This window comes from Lichenicola cladoniae (genome assembly GCF_013201075.1).
Taxonomy (GTDB): domain Bacteria; phylum Pseudomonadota; class Alphaproteobacteria; order Acetobacterales; family Acetobacteraceae; genus Lichenicola; species Lichenicola cladoniae.
In genome coordinates this window covers 245,566-269,582 of the sequence record NZ_CP053710.1, presented here as the reverse complement: position 1 = coordinate 269,582, position 24,017 = coordinate 245,566, and the positions used below count along the sequence as shown (strand labels likewise).

Here is a 24,017-nt window from a genome sequence, read left to right as displayed (position 1 = left end):
AACGGACCTTCTCGATTGCCTAATGAAGGTTGCTGACCTCAAGATCGGTGACGAGCTTCCAGAGGATCGGCCTTCGGCCTGGCGGGGCGCCGACCTCCACCGCATGGATCACCGTCAGATCGAGCGCCGGGTAGCGCTTCTGCTTTCCCATCGGTGGGCAGACGTGGATCCGTTTATAATGAATATCGAGGGTCACGCGCTCAACCGTATCGTTATCGACTCTCACCTCGATACTATGCTTACCGGCACTTGGAGCGTCACGCATTTCGCTCTTCACGGTGTGGTCGCCGCTGCCAGCTAGCCGATCGACAACGGTACGAACGACAAAGTGGGTGCCGATATCTTTGGCAAGGCAATAGAGCTCGTAAATGTTGCTTTCCCGATCACCAACATGAACACACCGATCCGCTCGCCCCAGCAAGCTGACCGATTGACGGAGATTATCGAGCCAACGAATGCTCTCCTTTGCTTCGATCGGAACCCGTGTCGGGTTGATCTTCCGCTTGAGTTGAGCGGTACCCTTGAACTTGTCGCGGTTCCAGAACTTGATGGCCGCCAGACCGAGGGGAAGTCCTTCCTCGGTCACAACCAGGCTCGAATGCATCAAGATTCCGCACACCGCATGATGCCGAAGTCGGCCATTCTTGTCGCGACCACTGTTGATGCATTTGGTAAAACCGACGTCGCGTGGGTTCCGGCGCTGATAGGTAAACTTGGTCGCATCCTGAAGCACGAGGATCGGTCCATCGGATGCTGCATACCGCGCCTTGGTCGCCTCAAGGTGGCCCGCCAGGATATCCCCTTCCTCAACTTTTGGATTGGCAAAGAACCGATAGGCGGCTTTGGTGCTCGCCCAGTCTTGACAGGCCAGAGGGATCGTGCCGCCTATCCTATCGCTCAGGCGGCAGAGCAAATCGCCGAACCGGCGCCCGAGACGGGCATCTCTGAATGCTGTCTTATCGACCTCGCTGCGCGACCAGTGATCACCTCGAGGCAACAGTCTTTCGTTTTCGGCCTGCATCGCGCACCTTACGAACACATCACGGTGCCGGTGGATGAATCATAGCCGATTTATCCAATTCAATAGTCTTCTCTAAAATAGTCATAAAGGAGTCAGCTACTTGTGGGTAATCGCAAGGCTCGGCGGATGGTTACAGTACAAACGTCATCGTTACGGAGAGAACTAACTATTTAGAAAGATGATGCCGTGTTTGCCATATTCGGAACTCATACCGAGGCCGATGGCGCATGGTGAAAGCGCAGAGTTGAATGCGCCAGAGTAGTTCCCGGCGGTATGTATCCGAAACAGAACAACATTAACGGGGTTGAACCAGCCGGAACGGCAGCACGGGTCTCGGTGACGGTTTAACTTTTACCATTTCTGTGCCTGGCGCTACTATGGTGTCTATGGAGCGCGTTAGTTAAGTCGATTTGGTGAGCAAAGGTCTTCCCGTCGTCGGCACGACTCGAGTGATTAATTATGATTAATTGGACGGGAAGATCCGTTACGGCGCGCACGAACGCTGGCTCAGTGCAGGGTGAAGGGTGAAGGGTGAAGGGTGAAGGAAGAAGCTATCGATTATCCTAAAACACTTCAAAAGAGCCCCCGGCGGCGAGGCGACTAAGGGAGCAGTTTTATAATATCCTGACCGCAAACTAGGTTGCGGGCAGTTCCGTATAGACTTTATCAGCAATTTAGTCGGTGGTCAGAGTGTGAGACAGAGTGGAGATGGAAAGCCCATAGTCAGCCATTGTCAGCTTTTAAGGAAAGCATCGAGTGTTGAAATATGGCGGTGTATCGTCGCTTAGGTGAGGCCCTGTCCATTACCGGGCTTTTGAACGCTCAGACCGTTGTCGGCCTCATCGGTATGCAACGCTCTGTCAAGCAGCCATTCCTCAGCTTCGAGGCGGGTTTTGAACAGGCCAAGCACATCATGCAAGGCAAGTCCGCTAATATCGCGGACGGCGAAAAGACCATTTGCCTGTTGAGAGACGATCATCATCTATAGGGCTCCTCGATATCACGATAGGCGGCAAGACGGCCAGCACTTCAAATGGTGCAATCGGATGGGGTTCCAGCCGTTCTCCCGACATGCGTGCTTAGGCGCACTGATGCCGCATGAGGAGGGTCGGAAACTACGTATAGGCGCTGCACGCACGTTGCTTCAATCGGTAGAAAAAGAGGCCCGGTTCAGGCCTGAGTAGTTTCCGAGTCTATCCGCTCCAGTGTAAACCCCGCACACTCCCTTCACCAGTCCCATGGAAATCGTCCCGAGCCAGGGCAACAACATGGGTAACGACTCGAGTGAGTAACTAATATGATCTGCGTCATGGCTGATGGACAAGGTGTCATCAAGCCCGTGCTTCGTCGTTCGGAGACCGGCTCATATCCGAGACTATCGATCGCAAACTCGGATACTTCACTGAGAGCAGCGATTTTCGATGTAGATGGCGTTCTGCTGGCGTCCCCACATGAGCGGGCATGGCGCGAAGCACTGACAGGATTTGCGGATCCGATCTTCTTCACGACAGCCATCTACCAAAAACAGGTCGCCGGAAAGCCGCGGTTAGCAGGTGCACGAGCTGCATTGCGAGCCCTGGGCGTTGCCGATGTCGAGCGTCAGGCGCCGCTCTACGCCGCGCGCAAGCAGGAGCGGCTCGAGCAGTTAATCCAGTTGGGTCCCATCGTTGCATTTCCTGACGCGCTGCGCCTTGTCCAGGCGATATCCGCATTAGGCTGGAAGATGGCAGTCGCATCATCGTCCATGAACGCAAATTCGATGCTGCAACTCGTCCGTCTCGCGAATGACAAGCCGCTCCTCGGGCTATTCAACGCGAACCTGTGCGGCCAGACCTTCCAGCATGGAAAACCTGACCCGGCTATCTTCCTTGCGGCTGCCGCGGAGTTGGCGATCGAACCGATCCACTGCCTCGTAATAGAGGATGCGCCCGCAGGCATCCGGGCGGCGCACGCCGGCAACATGACTGCACTCGGCATCGCTCGGTCAAACGACGAGGCGACTCTCGCGGTAGCCGGAGCAGATCTGGTCGTCGACAGCCTCGACGATGTCGATCTTGCCGCCCTGGCCGCCGGCCGGTGTAGCAGGCGATTTGGGTGAGTAGCATGCCTAGAGCCGACCAGGTGCTCGAACCGACCTCTGATCCGGCTTGGGTGCTCGAACAAGTCGGTTATGACGCCCTCCGTGACAGCAGCCGGCAGTCACGCTTCACGGTGAGCAACGGCTTCCTGGGTGTGCGCGGGGGCCGGACGGTCAACCGTCAACTACACGGCCTAGGCACGCCCTATATGTTGGTAGCCGGCCTGTTCGAAACCATCGGCACCGACCAGCCGATCCCGGGCCTTGTCCAGGTTCCTAGTTGGTTGCGGGCGCATTTGTCGACACCGGCCGGGGTACCGGCTCTTCATTCGGATGACAGCCACATCCACCGTCGCACGCTTGACCTGCGGCGAGGCGTCCTGTTGACCGAGGGCCGTCTGTCGAGCCCCAGCGGACTGGTCATCAGCGTGCGAGTCCTGCGTCTGGTTTCGATGAGCGACCGGTCGTCCGGATTGCAGTTGATCCAATTCGAGATCGAGGCTGGTGCGGGAGAAGTCACACTGCAGACTGGCTTTGACGGCCTTGATTTCGGCCTTAACGTTGATCGGCTGGATGAAGATCGCGGCGTCTGGCACACCACGCGTCTCAGCCACCGCCTGGCAATCGCAGATCTGGCGACACTGACGCTGGACGGAGCTACCATCGAAGCCAACTCGCTCGGGCCGTTCAGCCGCGCCTGGAAGTGGCACGCACGCGCAGGACAGATCCTCTGGTTCGAGCGGATGGTCGCCGTGGCCTGTAGCTCGCGCGATGTCGACCCCATACAGGCTGTCGAGACTAGCCTGCACAAGTCACGGACGCTGGGTTCGCGAAACTGCGTATCCCGGCACGAGGCGGCCTGGACCGAGCGCTGGCGTTGCAGCGATGTACGGGTCGAGGGTGATCCGGGCGCACAACAGGCATTGCGTTTTGCATGCTACCACCTGAACGGAGCGGCCGACCCGGGCAATGAGTATGTCTCGATCGCCGCCAGGGGCCTAACAGGCAATGACTATCACGGTCATGTCTTCTGGGACACCGAGATATTCCTGCTTCCCTTCTACAGTCTGACCTGGCCTGAAGCAGCGCGCGTCCTCCTTATGTATCGGTTCCACACCCTGGATCAGGCCCGGGCAAAAGCTCGCCGCCTCGGTTACCGTGGAGCCCTGTATGCGTGGGAGTCCGCCGACACCGGCGCCGAAGCAACACCAGAACATGCCATCGCGGCCGATCGTCAGGTGGTTGACATCCTGTGCGGCACACTCGAGCAGCATATCGGCGCCGACGTCGCATATGCAGTATGGCAATACTGGCAGGCAACAGGTGACGAGGCATTCCTGCGCGACGCCGGCGCTGAGATCCTGCTGGAGAGCGGTCGTTTCTGGTCGAGCCGTGCAATACTCGAGGGTGACGGACTGTGTCATATTCAACAAGTGATTGGGCCGGATGAATATCACGAGCGGGTTGATGACAACGCCTACACCAACGTCATGGCGCGCTGGACCATCCGCCGGGCGATCGAGACCGCGACGCTACTTCGCAGTCGCTGGCCTGAATGCTGGTCGGTACTGGCCGGTCGGTTGGTCATCGATGATTCAGAACTGGCGCAATGGTCGACGGTCGCCGACACGATTGTCACCGGGTTAGACGTCGCGACTGGCCTGTATGAGCAGTTCGGCGGCTTCTTCGGTCTCGATCCTATCGATCTGTCGCAGTATGCAGGGCCGTCGGTGCCGATAGACGTTGTGCTGGGACGCGAGCGAACCGCCGCTTCGCAGATCGTCAAGCAGGCCGACGTCGTGGCGCTGCTCGCGCTTCTGCCGGATGAGTTTGATGCTAGTACCGCTGCAGTCAACTTCGACTATTACGAGCCGCGCTGCAGTCACGGCAGCTCGCTCAGTCGCACGATGCACGCCCTTGCCGCAGCACGGATGGGCTCTTCATCGGTGGCTCTGTCGTTCTTTCGCGAGAGTGCGGAGATCGATCTGGGAGATACCAAGGTCGCTGTAGACGGCGGAATACATATGGCGGCACTGGGTGGCTCCTGGCTGACTGCTATATTCGGTTTTGCCGGACTGTCGTTGCTGCCGGCAGGCCTGGGTTTCGAGCCTCAGCTACCAAGCGGTTGGGAGAGCCTCTCTTTTTCCGTACAGTGGCGAGGCCGACAGCTCTCTATCAGCATCAGACAATCAGACGGAACCCTTGATGCAACTCTCGACGCTGGCGAACCGATGCTAATTGTCCTCTGCGGAAAACAGCATGAAATCTCTCGGGCCGGCGAGACCCGGACCTTTTCCTCGCGAAGATAATGCTGCCACATTGGGATGAGGCTGCTTATCGAAGGAGTCCTAAAGCCAAGCCTGGTAGATAATATCGTAGGCGGATCGGAGAATATGCAGGTTGAGATATCCTGAATTAGAGCTCGGGAACACGGTATAATCCTGCCGCCGTGATCATCTATGATTTGTGAAGCCGCACTAGAAAACATGGTGGTACCGTGTCTATAACCAATGGTTAGAGCTCCCCGGGCTTCATCAATGCGTCGCGAATGCAAGCGATGATTAAGTAGATTCCGATCCTATCTCCATTCACCCCGAGCTGGTTTAAATAAACTCTAAAGCCGGTATGGATGAGGACTCTGGAGACAACTACGTATCCATGTGGTCATGCAATCCAAGAGGAAGGATGAAGCCTTGTCAAATCAGAGCAGCGTAGTCTCCCGATATGCGGCGAGTAAGCCGACGGTGCCGAGCGTGACGGTCAACCCATCGCTGCACCGGAGGCAGCCGGTGCGGGATTTAAATCTTGCTGGCCTGACTGATGCGATAACGGCGGCGATAGAGCAGTCTCGCGCCTATGATCATGACGCTGTTACAGTGACAAGCAGAGGCGGTATCATCGTTCTGACGGGATTTTCAAAGTCTTGCATTGAAAAGCAGATTGCGCTGGATCTCGCCTGGGCAGTTCCGGGCGTTACAGGGATCGAGGATAATCTTGTCCTTGACAGCCGTGGCGCGTGAATCAAAGCGGCGCATCATGGACAAGATCCTCTGGTAGCCGGGTGATTGCGTGGTCTGTTCATTGGAGCGTGTGCACCTGATCTGCCTCATGCCGATGAGTGCGCGGAACTAACACGCCCTTGGCGTCGAGCGAATGAACAGGACCACCGACCCGTGCAGGCAACGCAACGCGAGCGTCGACATGATATTTGGTTCCTGTCGGGCAAATCCGTACGTCAAGCCAGATGCAGACGGTATGAACCAGCAATAAAGCCGAGGCTGACCGACAAGATGAGTAGTTTCCGAGCCTAGTGGCGTATCGCCTGCGACGGTAGAAAACTGATATCGACGCGGAAGCGAGTGGGTCAGTTCACTTGAACCGCTCGTCATCGGTCAAATATAATCAATATCTATTCACGGAGCGCACTTGATAAAGATTATTTTGGATGCGCTGCTTCCTGTATTCTTTGGTATCGGATTGGGCTACCTGGGCGGTTGGAGCCGCGACCTCGACAACAAGAATGTCGCTCAGTTGAACGCGCTTGTCATGGACTTTGCGGTTCCCGCCGCGATCTTCGCGACCGTCGTTCAGGCATCCCGGACAACCCTGTATCAGCAACTTCCGCTCGCGGCGATCCTCTCCCTCTCCATGCTAATTCTTTATGTCTTGATGTATGTCATGGCTCGTCGCGTCTATGGCGTGCAACCTGGCGAGGCATCGGTCCAGGCCCTGACCACGTCGCTGCCGAACTATGCGTCGGCGGGTCTGCCACTGATCGCGGCACTTCTCGGCGCTCCCCAACTGGTGTCCGTTGCGGTGGCGATCGCCTGCGGATCGATCGTGGTCTCACCGATAACGCTCATCATTCTGAACAGGAACTCCCAGAAGCCGGGACAGGGCGGTATCGGAAAAGCGTTTCTGAGCACCTTCAAGAAGCCGATTGTGCTGGCACCCTTGCTCGCGGTCGCCTTCGTTGCCACCGGGCTGGGACTACCCGAACCGCTGGCACGTTCGGTGTCGTTGATCGGGCAGGCTGGCGGCGGCGCGGCGCTGTTCCTGACCGGGTTGATCCTGTCGGCCCAGAAGGTGCGGCTCGGCCTGAGCGTGAGCATTCAAACCCTTACGGCCAACGTCATCCATCCGCTGCTCGCGGCGGCCCTGGCCTGGGCACTCGCCGTGCCGCCTCTGGCAATGCGGGAGTCTATTGTGCTTTCAGCGCTCCCGGTCGGCTTCTTCGGCATCCTGTTCGGGTTGCGCTTCGGCATCGCGTCAGAGGTCGTCGGCTCGACGTTGATCGCAAGCACTGTCCTCAGTGCGGCGACTCTGGCTGCCGCGATCTATCTGACCGCCGGCATGGGATAACGGCCATCCGGCACGTCCCACTCCTGACTCCTGACTCCTGGCTTCTCGCCGACAACATGAACGGGATCTGAACCACATGGCCGAATGGCAAACCCAGCGAAAATCCCGCGACGAGCGGCTGACGGCGGGCAGTGCGTTCGCCAAGGGCAAGCTTGTCGCCCCCGGCGACGTGACGGCGCTGCTCGAAGCGGTGATACGGCCGGGCGATCGCGTCTGCCTCGAGGGAGACAACCAGAAGCAGGCGGACTTCCTGGCCGCATGCCTGGCCAAGGCCGATCCGGGCAGGCTTCACGATCTGCATATCGTGCAATCCGGGATCGTGCTGCCCGAGCATATCGACCTGTTTGAGAAGGGCATCGCGAAGAAGCTCGATTTCTCCTATTCCGGTCCGCAAGGCGGGGCCATTGCGCGCGTCCTGAACGCGGGCAAGATCGAGCTCGGAGCGATCCACACGTATATCGAGCTGTTCGCGCGGTATTTCGTCGATCTCACGCCGCATGTAGCGCTGACGGTCGCCCGCGCGGCTGACCGCAACGGCAATCTCTACATGGGACCGAACACCGAGGACTCGCCGGCGGTGATCGAGGCGACCGCGTTCAAGCAGGGCATCGTCATCGCCCAGGTGAACGAGCTCATGGACACGCTGCCACGGGTCGATATTCCCGGCGACCGGATCGACTACGTGATCGTGACGCCGAAGCCGTTCTACGTGGAGCCGCTGTTCACCCGTGATCCGGCCAGCATCACCGAGATGCAGATCTTGGCTGCCATGATGGCCATCAAGGGGATCTATGCCGAGTACGGCATCAAGCGGCTGAACCACGGTATCGGCTACAACACGGCGGCGATCGAGCTGCTGTTGCCGACTTTCGCGGAGAAGCTCGGGCTCAAGGGAAAGATCGCCACGCATTGGGCGCTCAATCCGCATCCGACGCTCATTCCGGCGATCGAGTCCGGCTGGGTCAAGCAGATCCACAGCTTCGGCTCCGAAGTCGGCATGGACGAGTATATGCGTGCGCGTCCGGACATCTATTTCACCGGGCATGACGGCTCGATGAGCTCGAACCGGATGTATTGCCAGGTCGCCGGCCTGTATGCCACCGACCTGTTTATCGGCTCGACCCTGCAGATCGACCTCCAGGGCAACAGCTCGACGGTCACCGCCGACCGGATCGCCGGGTTCGGCGGCGCACCGAACATGGGCTCGGATCCACATGGACGACGCCATCCGAGCGACCCCTGGCTGAAGGCCGGGAGCGAGGCGAACGACGGCAATCCGCAGCTGATGCGCGGCCGCAAGCTGGTGGTCCAGCTCGTGGAGAGCTTCAGCGAGAAGATGGTGCCGGTGTTCGTTGAGAAGCTCGACAGTCTCGAGCTGGCCAGCAAGCTTAATCTGGAGCTGGCGCCGGTGATGATCTACGGCGACGACGTTACTCACATCATCAGCGAGGAAGGCATCGCCAACCTGCTGCTGTGCCGCACGCCGGAGGAGCGCGAGCAGGCGATCCGCGGTATCGCGGGCTTCACCGATGTCGGTCGCAGGCGCGACCGCGCCATGGTCGAGAAGCTGCGCGAGCGGAAGATCATCCAACGGCCGGAAGACCTCGGCATCAATCCGCTGGACGCGCAGCGCGGCCTGCTCGCCGCGCAGTCGATCCGTGACCTGATGCACTGGTCGGGGAACCTCTACGCGCCACCAAGCAAGTTCCGGAACTGGTAGGAGACGCGGACCATGCTAACCCTGACATTCAACCATACCGCGCGGCAGAGACTGCCAGGCACGAAAGCCCATGCCATCATCGGCGTCGTGGCATCCGGAAACCTGGAGGTCCTGCTGGAGCGCCTGCTTCCCGGAAGCGACTGCGAGGTGGTCATCGCCACCCCGGTGAAGGGCTTCGACGAAACCTGGAAGGCCGTGGTCGATGAATTCGTCGAACGCTGCTCCCCCGGCGGCCTGCGGATCTCGATCAACGATGGCGGCGCCCGCCCCGACACGGTGTTTCTGCGTCTGCTGCAGGGCAGCGCCCTGATGGATGCCCAATGATGGATAACCAGTGATGGATACCCAACCGGCCTATGGCCACAGCAGCTGGCTGCAGTCGACGGCGCGCCAGCGTATCACCGGGCTGCTGGACCCGCACAGCTTCACCGAGTTCCTCCAGCCGATCGAGCGTGTGCAGAGCCCGCATCTGCATCTGTTCGATCTTCCGTCCGCCTTCGATGACGGCGTGGTCATCGGGCGTGGATCCTTGGACGGCACACTGGTGCTGCTGGCAGCACAGGAGGGCCAGTTCATGGGCGGTACCTTCGGCGAGGTCAGCGGCGCCAAGATCGTCGGCCTGCTGCGGGCCGCGAGAGACCATCAGGAGCTGCCGCGCACGGTCCTGCTGCTGCTGGATAGCGGTGGCGTCCGGTTGCAGGAGGCCAATGCGGGCGAGCTTGCGGTCGCCGAGATCATGCGGGCGGTGATCGAGGCACGTTGTGCCGGGGTCGCCGTGATCGCGCTGGTCGGCGGCAAGGCCGGCGCCTTCGGCGGCGCGGGCCTGACGGCTGCGACCTGCTCGCGGATCATCGTGTCGGAACAGGGTCGCATCGGTGTTTCCGGACCCGAGGTCATCGAGACCAACAAGGGGGTTGATGAATTCGACTCGAAGGACAAGGCGCTGGTCTGGAGTGTCGCGGGCGGCAAGAACCGCCGGCTGATCGGCGGCGCGGACGCGTTCACCGCCGACTCGATGGACGGGTTTCGCACTGCCGCCAAAGCGATCCTCGACCGTGTGCCGAGCTTCGACCTCCGCTCCATGCGTGCGGAGCAGGACCGGTTGGCGGAGCGGGAGAAACTGTTCGGCGGCTGCACGGACGCAGTCTCGATGTGGAAGATCCTGGGGATCGACGATCCCGAAGCAGTCAGCGCGATGGACACCGATGGCTTCGTGACGCTCGCCAACAGCATCAAGGGAGCCAATCATGACGCTCGATGAGATCCTGAAGAGCCTGTTCCCGTCCGGCCACGGCGTCAGCGTTAGCGCGGACGGCTCTATCACCGGCTCGGGCAAGCGGCGCGACGGCGGAACGATCGCGGTGATCGGCGTGGCCAATGGCGTAGCGCTGGGAACGGCCGGCGTTCTGCCGCTGGCGGAACAGGTGCTGCAGGTGGTCGATGCCGGTGGTGATACGCCGATCCTGGTCCTCGTGGACACACAGGGCCAGCTCATGGCGCGGCGCGACGAGATGCGCGGGCTGAACGAGTATCTCGCCCATCTCGCCAAGTGCCTGCTGCTCGCCAGCCAGCAGGGCCACCGGACGATCGGCCTGGAATACGGCAAGGCCGCCGCGGGTGCCTTCCTGGCGACGGCGCTGGCGACCGACGTGCTCATCGGCCTTCCCGGTGCGACGCCCACGGTCATGGATCTGCCCTCGGTCGCGCGGGTGACCAAGCTGCCGGTGAAACAGCTGGAGGAGCTCGCGAAGACGACCTCGGTATTCGCACCCGGGCTTGATCACATGGTCCAGATGGGCGCCGTGGCTGCAGTCTGGGACCCGGCAAAACCGCTGGACGCGCAGCTGGAGGAGACGCTAGCGACCACGTCGTCCACCGATGTCCGTGACAAGACCGGCGCACAGCGTGGAGGACGGCCCATGGCTGCCGCCGTCGCGAAGAGGGTCGTCGCCGAGGCGCTGGGCAAGGGCGGTGGTCATGCGTCGGCATGACCTGCTGACAGTGGACCCGATTGTCTGGGAGGCCATGCTCGGCCGCCATCCGGCGTTGCGCGACCTGCCGCTTCTGGCTGACTGGTCACGCCACGGCTGGCCGGTGATCGTGCGGCGACGCATGGCAGGCGACGCGCTTGGCTCCGTGCCGGCCGCATTGCCGTTGCCGCCGGAGCACGGCAAGCGCCGGCTCGCCTTCAGCTTCCCGGACTCGCTCGGCCTGCTGCCCCTGGCGCCCGTTTCCGTCAGCGATGCGGCCCTTACTGCACCCGATGCGTGGCAGGCGGTGATCGCCGGGCTCGTCGAGCTCGGCGAGACAGTCGGCGTCTCGCCGCGCGTTTTCGGTTCACTGCTGTGGCAGCACCTGACGGGCCTCTCGTATCTGACGATGCGGTCGGATCTCGATCTACTCTGGTCAGGCGCTGACCGGACCCGCGTCGAGACGCTCGTTGCCGGACTGCTTCGGCTGGACCGCGACAGTCCAATTCGCATCGATGGCGAACTGGAGCTGCCGGACGGATCTGCGTTCAACTGGCGCGAGTTCGCGGACAGCCGGGACTGTTCCAGCATGCTGCTGAAGACGATGGATGGTGTGGAAACACGAGCCATTGCCGGGTTGTTTCAGGGCTGCGCCTCGTCATGAACGTCGCCCTGCAGCTCGCACCCGAAGCCGATCCGCTTCCCGATCCGCACGACCTCCAAAGCCCTCTTCGGGTGGCCGAGATCGCGACCGCGGCGCTGATCGCCGAACTCGAGACCTGGCCTAAGCCCGGCCTGGTGAGCCACATAGACCAGGGCAGTCATTTCGACATGACGGAAGCGACCTTCCGGGCCAGTGCGACGGCGATCGAGCCATTCTTTGCCGAACTTGTCATCGCAGGCGCCGCCGGGGCACCTATGGATAGGCTACGTGCAATCGGCGTCGCGGCAGAGTGCGCGATGCTGGCTGCAACTGGCGGCGTCAACACCCATCGGGGCGCCATCTTCGGTCTCGGTCTGCTTTGCGCCGCAGCAGGTGCCGCCCAAAGCGAGGTTGACAGCGACGCGCTCGGCGTATCGCCGCACGTGCTGTGCAGGACCGTGCGTACGCGGTGGGGGAGATCGATCACGCGGGGACCGATCCCGCTGAGGAGCCACGGCGCCGACGCGCTGCGCCGATATGGCGCCGGTGGAGCCAGAGCGCAGGCGGCCGCCGGATTTCCGGATGCATATGGCATCGGGCTGCCGGCACTGCGGCTCGGTCGCGCGCAGGCACCGGGAGATCCGGAAGCCGCCCGCGTGCAAGCTTTCTTTGCCCTCATGGCATGCACCGAGGACACCAACCTGCTGCACCGTGGCGGTCCTGAAGGCCTGAACTACGCCCGGAAAGCAGCAACCAGCTTCCTGAGATTTGGAGGAGTTGCACAGCCGGATTGGCGGCAAGCGGCAGGGACGATCCACCGGACCTTCGTTGAGCGGCGCCTCAGCCCCGGGGGCTGCGCCGACCTTCTCGCGATTACGTTGTTTCTCGACGCGCTGGAGCGCCGTTCATGACTGGCACGGCCATCGTGTGCTCTGGCCAGGGCGCTCAGAGTGCCAGCATGTTCGACCTCCTGGCCGATGCCCCTGAGGCCGCTCCGGTTTTCGAGGCAGCGACGACACTCTTGGACGGTCGCGATCCGCGGGAGCTCGTGCGGCAGGCGAGTAGTCAGGATATCCACACCAACCACCTCGGGCAGATCCTGTGCTGCACCCAGACCATGGCCGCATGGGCAGTCATCCGCGGGAAGCTCTCCGGGCCTCTGGTTATGGCTGGCTACAGCGTCGGAGAGCTGGGCGCCTGGGGCGTGGCCGGCCTCATGGACGCCGCTGAGGTTCTGCGGCTTGCTGTCCAACGTGCGGCCGCCATGGATGCCGCCACGACCGAACCGTCAGGCCTCGTGGCCATACGCGGACTGAAGCGGGATACACTCGATCCGATCTGCACCGCGCACGGCGCCTACATCGCCATCATCAACGCCAGTGATCAGATGCTGGTCGGTGGGACCAGGACAGCGCTTGCAGCTGTCATCACCGACGCCGAGGCGGCCGGGGCCGTAAGGGCAACACTACTGGCTGTCGAGGTGGCATCGCATACGCCCCTGTTAAAAACTGCGAGCATCCAGTTCGGACGCGATCTCGCAGACGCCCATCTACCAGGGAGGATGCCAGCCAATGTGCGGTTGCTGAGCGGGATCGACGGCGCCCCGGTCTTTGCAGTTGCGGCGGGTGCAGAGAAGCTCGCGCGCCAGATCCGCCAGACCGTCGACTGGGCCGCTTGCATGTCGACGTGCCGCGAGTCGAACGTGTCCAAAGTCATCGAGCTCGGTCCAGGCAATGCACTCGCTCGCCTGATGCAGAATGCGATCCCAAACGTCGATGCACACAGCCTGTCGGAATTCCATTCACTCGATGGCTTTCTGCAGTGGATAAAAAGGCCAGCATCTTGAGCACGCATACGCGGATGGTATGCCGGTATGGCAAGGCCTGGCTGCTGGCCGCGGTTCTGGCAGCACCATGCAGCGGTCGGGCGGCGGTTCCCGGACCGGTGGTTCCCGACCCCACACTGAGCGGGATACCCCCGGTTCGTCCGCAAGAGGTGTCGCCTATCGGTAAAAGCTTGCGGGACGTCGGTGTATATCTGCGCAGCGCCTATACCGGGGATTTCATCGACTATGCCGCTGGTGGCAGGAAAACGGGCGCCATCGGCGACAATCAGGTCGCGTATGGCGTCGATCTCGATCTCCAGAGGATCGTCGGCATCGCCGGTGGGGAGGTCCACGCGCTGATTGTCTCCCGCTTTGGCGCCTCCGATAACAAGAAATACATTGGCAGCGTCTACGAAACCTTGTCCAATGCAGGTCCGATCGTCACAACGCGGCTGGCAGAGTTTTCCTACGACCAGTCGCTGTTCGGAGACCGTGTCAGGCTTCTGTTCGGGCGTGTTCCTGTGGGACAGGAATTTGCCACCTCAACCCTCTACTGCCAGTTCGTGTCAGGCGTGTGCCTCAACATGTCGCCTTATGCATGGCCCCGCAACAGCAGCATCGGCTACTGGCCGCTGGCATCCTGGGGCGGCCGAATCACGCTTAAGCCTACGCCGCAGACTTATATAAAGACCGGTATCTTTAACGCCGATCCATATGCCTATGCTCATTCGGGCTGGCCGTGGAAAGGAGGTTGGAGTTCCTCCGCCGCGAGCGGTGCGTTCATCCCGGCAGAGATCGGCTATGCGACCAGCCTTGCCGACAAGCCATTCCCAAACGGCATAGATGTCGGCGGTTACCTCGACACGACCGGCGTTAACGATGCGCTCTATAACCAGTCCGGTCGGCCATATCCGCTTTATCATGGCGTCTACCGGGTCAATCAACACCGTGCCTCTGTCTATGTGCAGGCGCAGCAGACGGTCTGGCGGCCAGACCGGGTTTCGGCACGCGGACTGACGATCTTCGGCGGTGCGCTCTTCGGAGTAAGTGGTCCATCCCAGACCAACAGCTATTTCCTGGCGGGACTGGTTGATCGCGGGATACTGGCGATCCGGCCGGATGATGCGCTCGGGTTCATGACCTACACGACCCTGCTGAACCAGCGTGTGCTCGAGGCCTATGCGGACACGCTCAAAGCCGAGAAGCGCACAGGTGATCTGTCGCGCTCCGAGACTGTATTCGAGCTGAACTACAGCGTCGCGCTTATGCGAGGGCTCCTTGTCAAACCGTTTGGTCAGCTGGTGATGCATCCTGACCAGATTGGCTTATCCCGACCCGATCCTGGAGATACTCATGCATGGACGGTCGGTCTGCAGGTCTCCCTGCTTCTAAACGATGTGCTCGGGCTCCCCTCAATGATACGAAGAAATTGAGTGCTGCGCGCGTAATCCATTGCACGGCCAGTCTCGCCGGGGCTCTAGAGGCTGTTATGAACTGGCGGCTGCGGCATGCTTGAGCATGAGGCAAACGAAGGCCACGAGATGCAGCCCTCGGACAGTCTCGGCAGCCGTTTATAGTCTTTGACAAGACGTCGGAAGCGCGTGGCCCAGGCAAACGATCGCTCGACGACCCATCGTCTCGGCAGCAGGACGAACCCGCGTTTGGCTTCGTGATGCTTGACCACTTCCAGACGGATGCCGTGCTCGGCCGCAGCTTCGGCGGTGGCTGCACCGGTATATCCCTGGTCGACGTAGGCGATCTCGACAGAGTGGGCGGTGATGTCCTGCACCGCGCTGGCCAGGTGCGTGACCTCGGCGCGATCCTGATCGGTCGCCGGGGTCACGTGCAACGCCAGCAGGTGCCCAAGCGTGTCGACGGCGATATGTACCTTGGAGCCCTTCTTCCGTTTGGCCCCATCATAGCCAGCACGTGCACCACTTTCCGGGGTTGAGCGGAGTGTGCGGCTGTCGATGATCACAGCGCTGGGCTCCGCTTTTCGCCGTGCCTCCAGACGAAGCAGCACGCGCAGGTCATGCACCAGGTTCTCGAACACGCCCGCCGTCAGCCAGCGCTGCGCCTGCTGATAAACCATCTCCCAAGGTGGCAGGTCGTTCGGCATCCAGCGCCAGGGCGCCCCCGTCTTGACGACATACCGCAGGCCGTTGAAGACCTCGCGCAGCTCGTAGCGTCGCTGGCCCGCCTCCTCAGGAAGCAGCGCCAGATAAGGGGCTACAAGCGCCCACTCATCATCAGGGACATCAGACGGATACGCTTTGCGGGTTTTCATCACCCACAAAATCTACCCAAATCAGAGGTTCATAACAGCCTCTAGGTAGTTTCCGCCCCTCCGCTCGCGCGATGCTTCGGCGTAGTGTCTGATCATACACGCTGTGGATCTTCATGCAGACGTCCGACCAAGCCTCCGACCTAAACGGTTCGGCATAGATGTCAGGATTCCATCAATAAGAAGCTGGTCCGCGTCGCCGCTATCGACGCCGTAGCGTAGTCCCAAAGCTGACAGGAATATCATGGCATTGAAGATGCAAGTGGCCGTCGTCGAACGACTAGGCAAGAAGCTGGTCCTGCAGGAATGGGACATTCCAACGCCTGGGCCCGGGCAGATCCTGGTGAAGACCGAGGCCTGCGGTGTCTGCCACACCGATCTGCACGCGGCACGCGGCGACTGGCCGATCAAGCCGCATCTTCCGTTCATTCCAGGACATGAAGGCATCGGCATCGTGGTGGCACTCGGCGCAGGTGTGACGAGCGTGACGGAGGGTGAGCGCGTGGGCGTACCATGGCTCTACTCGGCATGCGGGCACTGCGAATACTGTCTGTCCGCCTGGGAGACTGTTTGCGCAAAGGCGGAATTCGGCGGCTACACAAAGAATGGCGGCTTCGCAGAATACATCATCGCCGACCCAGACTATGTCGCGCATATTCCGCCGGGACTCGGCCCACGTGAGGCCGCTCCAATTATCTGTGCCGGCGTAACGACCTACAAGGGTATCAAGGAGATGGAAGCACGACCAGGCGATTGGATCGTCATTTCCGGCGCCGGCGGACTGGGCCATCTTGCGATCCAGTATGCCAGGGTTATGGGACTGAAGGTCTGTGCGGTTGATATTGACGACGGTAAGCTCGAGCACGCGCGACAGCTAGGCGCGGAACTGAAATTCAACGCTTCGCAGCCGGACGTCGGTGATGCGGTGAGACGCGCGACCGATGGCGGCGCGCATGGCGTTCTGATCACCGCCGCATCGTTGCCGGCGTTCTGTCAGGGGCTGAGCATGACGCGCAAGCGCGGAACATGCGTGCTGGTGGGGCTCCCGTCAGGCGAGCTGCCTTTACCGCTGTTCAACGTCGTAGCAGACTGCATTACGGTGCGGGGATCTTTCGTCGGAACCCGCAAGGACATGGCCGAAGCGCTTGCCTTCGCGGCGGAGGGCAAGGTCAAGGCGGATATCGAGCTGCAGAAACTGTCGTCGATCAACGACGTGCTCGATCGACTTGAAAGCGGGAATGTCGCCTCCCGCGTCGTCATCGACTTCAGCGACACCTAGATCAGTTTGCCAAAGCTACGGCAGGAGCACAGCTACGCCCCAGGCCGTCCTGCAGTTACAGTCTTGCGACCGACGCCAGCTAGATTTCCTCACATAGCCGATCGTAGCGACAACTCGGAATGTCGCGCATATGAATACAGCCGCAGGCCATGCGAACCCCCTTACGAACTGCGTCGAGCACTAGGGCCGGGGGGACGAGATAAAGCAGTTCCGTCCAGCCCCAAAAGTGCCCCGATCCTGCTCAACACCATCACGTGCATGGACCGGAACTTTTCTAGTGAATTAGAGGATCGCCAGGTCGTTCTGAACCGAAGTGGCGCCCGGGGCCGCCCATGCGGTCGCTGCCGCCACGCGGCGTTCATGTGGGGTGTGGACGTTGCCGGTAAGATGGATATGGCCACCATTGGCCTCGACGGTAATGGTGTTGGCGTCGAAGAACCGAGACCGGTGCAGGGCGTGCATCACGTTGTCGCTGAGATTTCGCGTATCGATGCGAGGCCTGATGACGATCTGATTCGATAGCCCGATGACACCGATCAGCGACCGGATCTCACGTTCGGCCGCGTTTTTCTGGTGATATGCGTCCACTTCGCCACTGAGAGTGACCCAGCCGGCTTCCACCTTGATCTTGACGGCGTCGCGTGGGATGACGACGTCCCAGGCCATGCGCTCGACTGCCGCGGCAGCGATCTCACCATCGGTGCGGGTTATACCAAAAGGCAGCCGGACCTCGATCTCCTCGGCCACGCCTAGCACGCCCTTAACGCGGGCGGCGGCCGATTCGGCGGCGTATTTTTCGACGAAAGTCCCGACGTGGCCGCTGAGAGTCACGATGCCATTGCGCGCGGTCACGCCGATATTGGCTGGATCAACGCTCGGTTCCCAGTTGAACTCTGCGAGCACCGCATATTGCAGATTGCTGTCTTCGGTCATGGTGATGCCCTGTTGATGCCGCAGTTTGGTCTGTTGCATTTGAAATACAGACTTAGACGTTTGATAGAGTCGGAATCTACTCACCGCTCAACATCGGTCCGGGGCGCGTCGGCCGATAAGTAGTTTCCGATCCTGCCTCCCGTGGAGAACGCGCCGTATGAGTAGATAGACAAGGCGATCACGCACCGTCCGGCGGACATCTCCGGGAAGACGGAACGTCTCGACGCTGCGGTTTTCTTCAAGGGAGTCCACAATGAGCAAGGTAATCGGCATTGACCTGGGGACCACGAATTCATGCGTGGCGATCATGGAAGCCAAGGACGCGCGAGTCATCGAGAACAGCGAGGGCACGCGAACGACCCCGAGCATCGTGGCTTTCGCAGATAACGGCGAGCGCTTGGTCGGACAGGCTGCTAAACGCCAAGCAGTGACTAACCCAGTCAACACCATCTATGCAGTCAAGCGCCTGATTGGCCGTCGTTTTGATGATCCGATGGTCGCCAGGGACAAGGGTCTGGTCCCCTATACCATCGTCCGGGGCGATAATGGCGACGCCTGGGTCGAGGCGCGTGGCGAGAAATACCCACCTTCCCAGATCAGTGCTTTTATCTTGGGAAAGATGAAGGAAACTGCCGAAGCCTTCTTGGGCGAGAAAGTCACCCAGGCCGTCATCACGGTACCTGCCTACTTCAACGACGCCCAGCGCCAGGCGACCAAGGATGCGGGAAGGATCGCAGGTCTTGAAGTGCTGCGAATCATCAATGAGCCCACCGCCGCAGCGCTTGCCTACGGCCTGGACAAGAAAAAGGGCGGCCGCATCGCAGTTTATGATCTAGGCGGCGGCACCTTCGACGTCTCCGTTCTGGAGATCGGAGACGGCGTATTCGAGGTCAAGTCCACCAATGGTGACACATTTCTCGGCGGCGAGGATTTCGACGCGCGGGTTATCGAATTCCTGGCGGACGAGTTCAAGCGCGAGCATGGCATCGATCTGCGCACCGATAGGCTTGCCTTGCAACGGCTAAAGGAGGCTGCGGAGAAGGCCAAAATCGAGCTATCGTCGGCCAAGGAGACCGAGGTAAATCTGCCCTTCATCACGGCTGATGCCGCAGGGCCGAAACATCTCGTCATCAAGATCACCCGCTCCAAGCTTGAAAGCTTGGTCGACGACCTGGTTGCACGGACCATGGCGCCCTGCGCCGCAGCCTTAAAGGATGCCGGGGTCACAGCCGCTGACATCGAGGAGGTGGTCCTTGTGGGTGGCATGACCCGCATGCCCAAAGTGATCGAGGCGGTAAAGCAGTTTTTCGGTCGCGAGCCTGCCCGAAACGTTAACCCTGACGAGGTGGTTGCGATCGGCGCCGCGGTGCAGGGAGCAGTGCTTACCGGTGACGTCAAGGGCGTGCTTCTGCTCGACGTAACCCCGCTGAGCCTCGGTATCGAAACCCTTGGGGGCGTCTTTACCAAGCTGATCGAGCGCAACACGACGATCCCGACCAAGAAAAGCCAGGTGTTCTCAACCGCCGCCGACAACCAGGGGGCAGTAACCATCAAGGTCTTCCAGGGCGAGCGTGAGATGGCCGAAGACAATAAGGTGCTCGGTAATTTCGACCTGACTGGTATTCCTCCAGCGCCGCGCGGGGTTCCGCAGGTCGAAGTCACGTTCGATATCGATGCCAATGGAATCGTCAGCGTTCAAGCCAGGGATAAAGCAAGCGGCAAGGAACAGCAGATCCGCATCCAGTCCAATGGCGGGCTATCGGACGCCGATATCAAGGCGATGGTCCAGGAGGCTGCAACAAATGCCGGCTCCGACAAAAAACGTCGCGCGTTCGTCGAGGCCAAAAACCAGTGCGATCAGCTCATTGGCCAGTTGCAGAAGACCGTGACCGAGCAGGGCGCGTCCGTCTCGATCCAGAATCGTTCCGAGGCGGAGAGCGCCATGGCCGTTGCACGCTCTGCAATGACGGGGACTGACGAGGGCCTGCTGCAGAAAGCTATCGAACGGCTCAACCACATCATGACCAACCTGCTCGCGACCTCGCAGGATCATGAAAATCCGACCGAGGCAAGCTCAGTCAAAGACAAAGAAAGTGAAGTTGTGGACGCCGAGTTCGAGGAGCCAAGTGACCGGAAAAGTGCAGCCTAAAACCGCGCTCAGGCTCGATGCAGTGAGCATGCCAACACAGCACGCTCGGTAGGACAAGCAGGCGACCTGATCGATAGGACATGCCTCCGTGACAGCCCCACCTGTCACCTGTCACGGAGGCACTGGTCAAAGGAGCCATTGCATCATCCGGTCTGAACAATTCAAGCTGGTGGATCAAGATTCCCCTCTGGTGAAGCAAGGATTGCATCAGAGACTTTTCTAAGGAAACGTATTTGTGCTGAAATTGTATCGCGAGCCTTTATCCCGGTCGTTATTCGAACCGACAGCGGCTGGTGCCCTGAAGCTCGCGAACAGGATCGTGATGGCGCCACTAACACGCAGCCGGGCCGGGCCGGCCCTGGTTCCGGGCCCGTTCGCGGCAGAATATTATACGCAACGCGCCACTGCTGGCCTGATCATTGCCGAGGCTACCCAGATCTCGGCACAAGCTCAGGGCTATGCGGATACACCGGGTTGCTACACTGACGCTCAGGTCGCCGGCTGGAAGAAGGTCACGGACGCTGTCCACGCCAGAGGCGGCACCATCGTCATCCAGCTTTGGCACACTGGACGCATGTCGCACACGATCTTTCAGAAGGACGGCGCGGCGCCGGTTGGACCTTCTGCAATCCGCGCGAACGCTAAAACTTTCGCTGCAAGCCTGGGGCTGATCGACGTCTCCATGCCGCGTGCCCTCGACCTCTCCGAAATCCCCGGCATCATTGCAGACTTCCGCTATGCGGCGGCACGTGCGATTGAGGCGGGCTTTGATGGTGTCGAGCTTCACGGCGCGCATGGCTATCTTCTAGACGCGTTCCTGCGTGACGGATCCAATCATCGCACCGACCTATATGGGGGCTCGGTTGAACGCCGAGCCCGCTTAATCCTGGAGACGACGGAAGCTGTAGCGGAGCAGATCGGCGCCAACCGTTTGGGCGTTCGTCTATCTCCGGTCTCACCCGCCGGTGATCAGCGGGACAGCAATCCTCAGATGCTGTTCAATTACGTTGTCGAGCAGTTGAGCACCTTCGGCCTTGCCTACTTGCATATTGTGGAGGGAGCCACAGGCGGCGCGCGGGATAACCTGCCGTTCGATTACACAGCCCTTCAGGATCGTTTCGATGGAGTCTGGATGGTGAATAACGGCTACGACCGTGCAATGGCGATGGATGCTATCGCGTCCGGCCGCGCTGACCTGGTCTCCTTCGGACGGGCCTTCATCTCCAACCCAGACCTCGTCCGGCGTCTTAGAGAGGATCTCCCACTGTCGCCGCTCATGGAGCCCGCGACGCTCTATGGCGGTAGCCCCCACGGCTATATCGACTATCCAGCAGCGGAGCTGGCGCACGGCTCGTTGCCTATTCTGGAGGCAGTCGGAGCCAACAGAGGACCTACCGGGACGTGATAGCATGCCCATGCGCGCGGCGGCGTATTTCGTTCGGACGTCTATCCCACATGCACCGGTGAGGACGCGATGACCGAGAATGAACATCCAGCTTCTGGCGATCCTGCGCTAGGAGCAGGCATCCAGACCATCGTCGGCAGTTCCCGGGCTTTGCCGAAGGGTAGTCAGCATGCGGGTGAGGTGTCGGAGAGCCAGATTATCGAAGCAAGCGTCTACTTACGAACCCGTGACGAGGCGGCGATCATGACGAAGCTTGGCGGCATCGCCGATCCGGAGGTGCGCCGCATGGTACAGGCTAATGCACGCACCGCACTCTATCGCGACGATCTGCGCGAGGTGTCGGACTTCGTGAAATCGCATGGGCTATTTGTGACGGCGCTCGCACCCGCACGGCTCTTGATCAGGGTCGCGGGCAGCCCCTCGGCGATCCATGCGGCATTCGGCGTCAAGCTGGCGCTCTACAAGGATGGTAGCACCAAGTTCCGCAGCTTTGATGGTGAAATCCAGCTTCCAGAGCACCTGCATGCGCTTATTGAATCCGTACTCGGGCTGGACAGCCGGTTTGTTGCGCACACGCGGATCCGGCAATCGCATCCGGCGCAGTCGCCCAGTGTGGGGCCGAACAGTTTGGCGACACGTCCTTCTTGAAGCCAGCGGCTGTATCGATAGCTGGACCCAAGTATCAGTACTCGTCACGTCATTCGATCATCACGTTCAGCGACGGTGGGCGGTTCAAGCTGGCAGCCAAGGTTTGCCGGATGGTGATCTAGGATTAGTTCATCATCAAATGGGGATGACGATCGATGTCCGGTAGAAGTGGATGTAGAGGCCGGATTCAGAATCAGCCCTTGCAGCAGAAGGTTATGCCGGCAGAGGCCGCGGCACAGTTCATTGCAGCAGGCAGCACCGTCGGCATGAGCGGGTTCACCGGCTCCGGTTATCCAAAAATCCGTTCCTCCGGCTTTGGCCAACCGGATCACGGCAGCGCATGACGCAGGCGAGCCGTTCGCGATAAAAGTCTGGACAGGAGCCTCTACCGGACCGGAACTCGACGGCGCCCTTGCCCGTGCGGATGGGATCGAGTTGCGCCTTCCCTACAACTCCGACCCGACCTGCCGCGAGAAGATAAACCGCGGCGAAATAGAGTACCTTGACATGCATCTGAGCCAGGTGGCGCCGATGGCCTGGCAAGGCTTCCTGGGCCCACTAGACACCGCGATCATCGAGATTTCGGCGATCCGTGAGGATGGCACCTTGGTGCCTTCCTCGTCGGTCGGCAACAACAAGACTTGGCTCGACCGCGCCAACCAAGTGATCCTCGAGGTCAACTCCTGGCAGGATCCGGCCCTCGATGGCATGCACGACATCTATTATGGCACGGGACTGCCGCCGGACCGCAAGCCTATCCCGCTGACCCGACCGGACGATCGCATCGGCATGCCGTATTTCACCTGCGATCCGGCGAAGATTGTCGCCATCGTCGAGACGCATGCGCCGGACCGCAATTTGCCGTTTGCGGAGCCTGACGATGCTGCGCGAAGGATCGCCGGTCACCTGATCGAGTTCCTTCGTCATGAGGTCACCCGGGGGCGGCTGCCGGCTACCCTGTTACCGCTACAGTCCGGCGTCGGCAACGTCGCAAATGCGGTACTTGCCGGGCTACTCGAAGGGCCGTTTGAGCAGCTCACTGCATACACGGAGGTGATCCAGGATGGGATGCTCGACCTGCTCGACAGCGGTAGGCTTCTGGTAGCCTCTGCCACGGCTTTTTCGTTGAGCCCAAAGGCGGCTCTGGACATCAACAGCCGCATGGCGACCTTCAGGAACCGTTTGATTTTGCGGCCACAAGAGATCAGCAACCATCCCGAGTTGATCAGGCGCTTGGGCTGCATCGCAATGAACGGACTAATTGAGGCAGATATCTTCGGAAACGTTAATTCGACGCACATCATGGGCTCGCGGATCCAGAACGGCATCGGCGGCTCAGGGGACTTTGCTCGTAACGCCTATCTCTCCATCTTTATGACGCCATCGACCGCGAAGGGGGGCAGCATCTCCTCGATCGTGCCACATGCGTCCCACGTCGATCACATCACTCAGGATGTTCAGCTGCTGGTCACCGAGCAAGGCCTCGCTGATCTGCGTGGGCTATCGCCGAAGCAACGGGCGCGGGTGATCATCGACAACTGTGCACACCAAACCTTCCGCCCGATCCTAGATGACTATTTCCGACGCGCGCTTACGGGATCATATGGCTTGCAGTCTCCGACATTACTCGACGAGGCGCTCTCGTTCCACCAGCGCTACGTCGACACCGGCTCGATGCTGCAGATCCGACGCAGCTGATCA

19 protein-coding genes and 2 pseudogenes are annotated in these 24,017 nt (G+C 60.6%); 17 read left to right on the top strand and 4 right to left on the bottom strand.

Translation table 11 applies throughout. The features are described from left to right. Positions 1-19 precede the first annotated feature (19 nt). Both HN018_RS25465 and HN018_RS25460 read right to left on the bottom strand, forming a co-directional pair. Complete coding sequence (locus tag HN018_RS25465; RefSeq protein WP_275434435.1) at positions 20-1,021, bottom strand: IS4/Tn5 family transposase DNA-binding protein; 1,002 nt, start codon at positions 1,019-1,021, stop codon at positions 20-22. 784 nt (positions 1,022-1,805) lie between these two features. Beyond that, positions 1,806-2,003, bottom strand: coding sequence for a hypothetical protein (locus HN018_RS25460; protein WP_171834342.1), 198 nt, complete (start codon positions 2,001-2,003; stop codon positions 1,806-1,808). 327 nt (positions 2,004-2,330) lie between these two features. On the opposite strand from HN018_RS25460, the gene HN018_RS25455 reads away from it, so the two are divergent. The 12 genes from HN018_RS25455 to HN018_RS25400 all read left to right on the top strand — a co-directional run bounded on the left by HN018_RS25455 (position 2,331) and on the right by HN018_RS25400 (position 15,051). Further along, the gene (locus HN018_RS25455) at positions 2,331-3,119 is read left to right on the top strand and encodes an HAD family hydrolase (RefSeq protein WP_171834343.1); all 789 of its coding nucleotides are present in this window, start codon (positions 2,331-2,333) and stop codon (positions 3,117-3,119) included. Positions 3,120-3,142: 23 nt separating this feature from the next. Next, positions 3,143-5,407 carry a glycoside hydrolase family 65 protein gene (locus HN018_RS25450; RefSeq protein WP_239479421.1) on the top strand — a complete coding sequence of 755 codons (2,265 nt, stop codon included), beginning with the start codon at positions 3,143-3,145 and terminating at the stop codon, positions 5,405-5,407. 357 nt (positions 5,408-5,764) lie between these two features. After that, the gene (locus tag HN018_RS25445) at positions 5,765-6,118 is read left to right on the top strand and encodes a BON domain-containing protein (RefSeq protein WP_171834345.1); all 354 of its coding nucleotides are present in this window, start codon (positions 5,765-5,767) and stop codon (positions 6,116-6,118) included. A gap of 406 nt (positions 6,119-6,524) precedes the next feature. Next, a complete protein-coding gene (locus HN018_RS25440) occupies positions 6,525-7,460 on the top strand; it encodes an AEC family transporter (protein ID WP_171834346.1) in 936 nt (311 codons plus the stop codon). Positions 7,461-7,536: 76 nt separating this feature from the next. Continuing rightward, the gene (mdcA, locus tag HN018_RS25435; RefSeq protein ID WP_171834347.1) at positions 7,537-9,180 is read left to right on the top strand and encodes a malonate decarboxylase subunit alpha; all 1,644 of its coding nucleotides are present in this window, start codon (positions 7,537-7,539) and stop codon (positions 9,178-9,180) included. Positions 9,181-9,192: 12 nt separating this feature from the next. Then, positions 9,193-9,504, top strand: coding sequence for a malonate decarboxylase acyl carrier protein (gene mdcC / locus HN018_RS25430; RefSeq protein WP_171834348.1), 312 nt, complete (start codon positions 9,193-9,195; stop codon positions 9,502-9,504). A 13-nt stretch (positions 9,505-9,517) separates the two neighbouring features. Then, positions 9,518-10,441: a biotin-independent malonate decarboxylase subunit beta gene (locus tag HN018_RS25425; RefSeq protein ID WP_171834349.1), complete on the top strand. Its 924-nt coding sequence runs from the start codon at positions 9,518-9,520 to the stop codon at positions 10,439-10,441. Continuing rightward, a complete protein-coding gene (locus HN018_RS25420) occupies positions 10,428-11,171 on the top strand; it encodes a biotin-independent malonate decarboxylase subunit gamma (protein WP_171834350.1) in 744 nt (247 codons plus the stop codon). The genes HN018_RS25425 and HN018_RS25420 overlap by 14 nt, the downstream gene beginning before the upstream one ends. After that, complete coding sequence (mdcG, locus tag HN018_RS25415; protein ID WP_171834351.1) at positions 11,158-11,814, top strand: malonate decarboxylase holo-[acyl-carrier-protein] synthase; 657 nt, start codon at positions 11,158-11,160, stop codon at positions 11,812-11,814. The genes HN018_RS25420 and mdcG overlap by 14 nt, the downstream gene beginning before the upstream one ends. Continuing rightward, positions 11,811-12,704, top strand: coding sequence for a triphosphoribosyl-dephospho-CoA synthase MdcB (mdcB, locus tag HN018_RS25410; RefSeq protein ID WP_171834352.1), 894 nt, complete (start codon positions 11,811-11,813; stop codon positions 12,702-12,704). Before mdcG ends, mdcB begins: the two co-directional genes overlap by 4 nt. After that, positions 12,701-13,639, top strand: coding sequence for a malonate decarboxylase subunit epsilon (locus tag HN018_RS25405; protein ID WP_171834353.1), 939 nt, complete (start codon positions 12,701-12,703; stop codon positions 13,637-13,639). The genes mdcB and HN018_RS25405 overlap by 4 nt, the downstream gene beginning before the upstream one ends. Continuing rightward, on the top strand, positions 13,636-15,051 hold the full coding sequence (locus HN018_RS25400) for a carbohydrate porin (protein WP_171834354.1): 1,416 nt from the start codon (positions 13,636-13,638) through the stop codon (positions 15,049-15,051). The genes HN018_RS25405 and HN018_RS25400 overlap by 4 nt, the downstream gene beginning before the upstream one ends. A 54-nt stretch (positions 15,052-15,105) precedes the next feature. Here the strand turns inward: HN018_RS25400 and HN018_RS25395 are convergent. Then, positions 15,106-15,905 (bottom strand): annotated as a pseudogene (locus HN018_RS25395) (IS5 family transposase). Between the two features lie 241 nt (positions 15,906-16,146). On the opposite strand from HN018_RS25395, the gene adhP reads away from it, so the two are divergent. Further along, positions 16,147-17,181, top strand: a complete 1,035-nt coding sequence (gene adhP / locus HN018_RS25390; RefSeq protein ID WP_171834355.1) for an alcohol dehydrogenase AdhP — start codon at positions 16,147-16,149, stop codon at positions 17,179-17,181. Positions 17,182-17,463: 282 nt separating this feature from the next. Here the strand turns inward: adhP and HN018_RS25385 are convergent, their stop codons facing one another. Next, the gene (locus HN018_RS25385; protein ID WP_239479420.1) at positions 17,464-18,153 is read right to left on the bottom strand and encodes a BON domain-containing protein; all 690 of its coding nucleotides are present in this window, start codon (positions 18,151-18,153) and stop codon (positions 17,464-17,466) included. A gap of 214 nt (positions 18,154-18,367) precedes the next feature. Here HN018_RS25385 and dnaK point away from each other — a divergent pair, with 214 nt between their 5' ends. From dnaK to HN018_RS25365, 4 genes and pseudogenes are all read left to right on the top strand, one after another. Further along, positions 18,368-20,263, top strand: a complete 1,896-nt coding sequence (gene dnaK / locus HN018_RS25380; protein WP_171834356.1) for a molecular chaperone DnaK — start codon at positions 18,368-18,370, stop codon at positions 20,261-20,263. Between the two features lie 235 nt (positions 20,264-20,498). Beyond that, positions 20,499-21,668, top strand: a complete 1,170-nt coding sequence (locus HN018_RS25375) for an alkene reductase (protein WP_239479419.1) — start codon at positions 20,499-20,501, stop codon at positions 21,666-21,668. 69 nt (positions 21,669-21,737) lie between these two features. Further along, complete coding sequence (locus HN018_RS25370; protein ID WP_171834357.1) at positions 21,738-22,316, top strand: protease pro-enzyme activation domain-containing protein; 579 nt, start codon at positions 21,738-21,740, stop codon at positions 22,314-22,316. Positions 22,317-22,471: 155 nt separating this feature from the next. After that, positions 22,472-24,014: pseudogene (locus HN018_RS25365) on the top strand (acetyl-CoA hydrolase/transferase family protein). Positions 24,015-24,017: the final 3 nt, after the last annotated feature.

Bases quoted from the DNA above. Each gene is read 5' to 3' on its own strand.
- HN018_RS25465 (WP_275434435.1), bottom strand. From the start codon at position 1,021: ATGCAGGCCGAAAACGAAAGACTGTTGCCTCGAGGTGATCACTGGTCG.
- HN018_RS25460 (WP_171834342.1), bottom strand. From the start codon at position 2,003: ATGATGATCGTCTCTCAACAGGCAAATGGTCTTTTCGCCGTCCGCGAT.
- HN018_RS25455 (WP_171834343.1), top strand. From the start codon at position 2,331: ATGGCTGATGGACAAGGTGTCATCAAGCCCGTGCTTCGTCGTTCGGAG.
- HN018_RS25445 (WP_171834345.1), top strand. From the start codon at position 5,765: ATGCAATCCAAGAGGAAGGATGAAGCCTTGTCAAATCAGAGCAGCGTA.
- mdcA (WP_171834347.1), top strand. From the start codon at position 7,537: ATGGCCGAATGGCAAACCCAGCGAAAATCCCGCGACGAGCGGCTGACG.
- mdcC (WP_171834348.1), top strand. From the start codon at position 9,193: ATGCTAACCCTGACATTCAACCATACCGCGCGGCAGAGACTGCCAGGC.
- HN018_RS25425 (WP_171834349.1), top strand. From the start codon at position 9,518: ATGGATACCCAACCGGCCTATGGCCACAGCAGCTGGCTGCAGTCGACG.
- HN018_RS25420 (WP_171834350.1), top strand. From the start codon at position 10,428: ATGACGCTCGATGAGATCCTGAAGAGCCTGTTCCCGTCCGGCCACGGC.
- mdcG (WP_171834351.1), top strand. From the start codon at position 11,158: ATGCGTCGGCATGACCTGCTGACAGTGGACCCGATTGTCTGGGAGGCC.
- mdcB (WP_171834352.1), top strand. From the start codon at position 11,811: ATGAACGTCGCCCTGCAGCTCGCACCCGAAGCCGATCCGCTTCCCGAT.
- HN018_RS25405 (WP_171834353.1), top strand. From the start codon at position 12,701: ATGACTGGCACGGCCATCGTGTGCTCTGGCCAGGGCGCTCAGAGTGCC.
- adhP (WP_171834355.1), top strand. From the start codon at position 16,147: ATGGCATTGAAGATGCAAGTGGCCGTCGTCGAACGACTAGGCAAGAAG.
- HN018_RS25385 (WP_239479420.1), bottom strand. From the start codon at position 18,153: ATGCAACAGACCAAACTGCGGCATCAACAGGGCATCACCATGACCGAA.
- dnaK (WP_171834356.1), top strand. From the start codon at position 18,368: ATGAGCAAGGTAATCGGCATTGACCTGGGGACCACGAATTCATGCGTG.
- HN018_RS25370 (WP_171834357.1), top strand. From the start codon at position 21,738: ATGACCGAGAATGAACATCCAGCTTCTGGCGATCCTGCGCTAGGAGCA.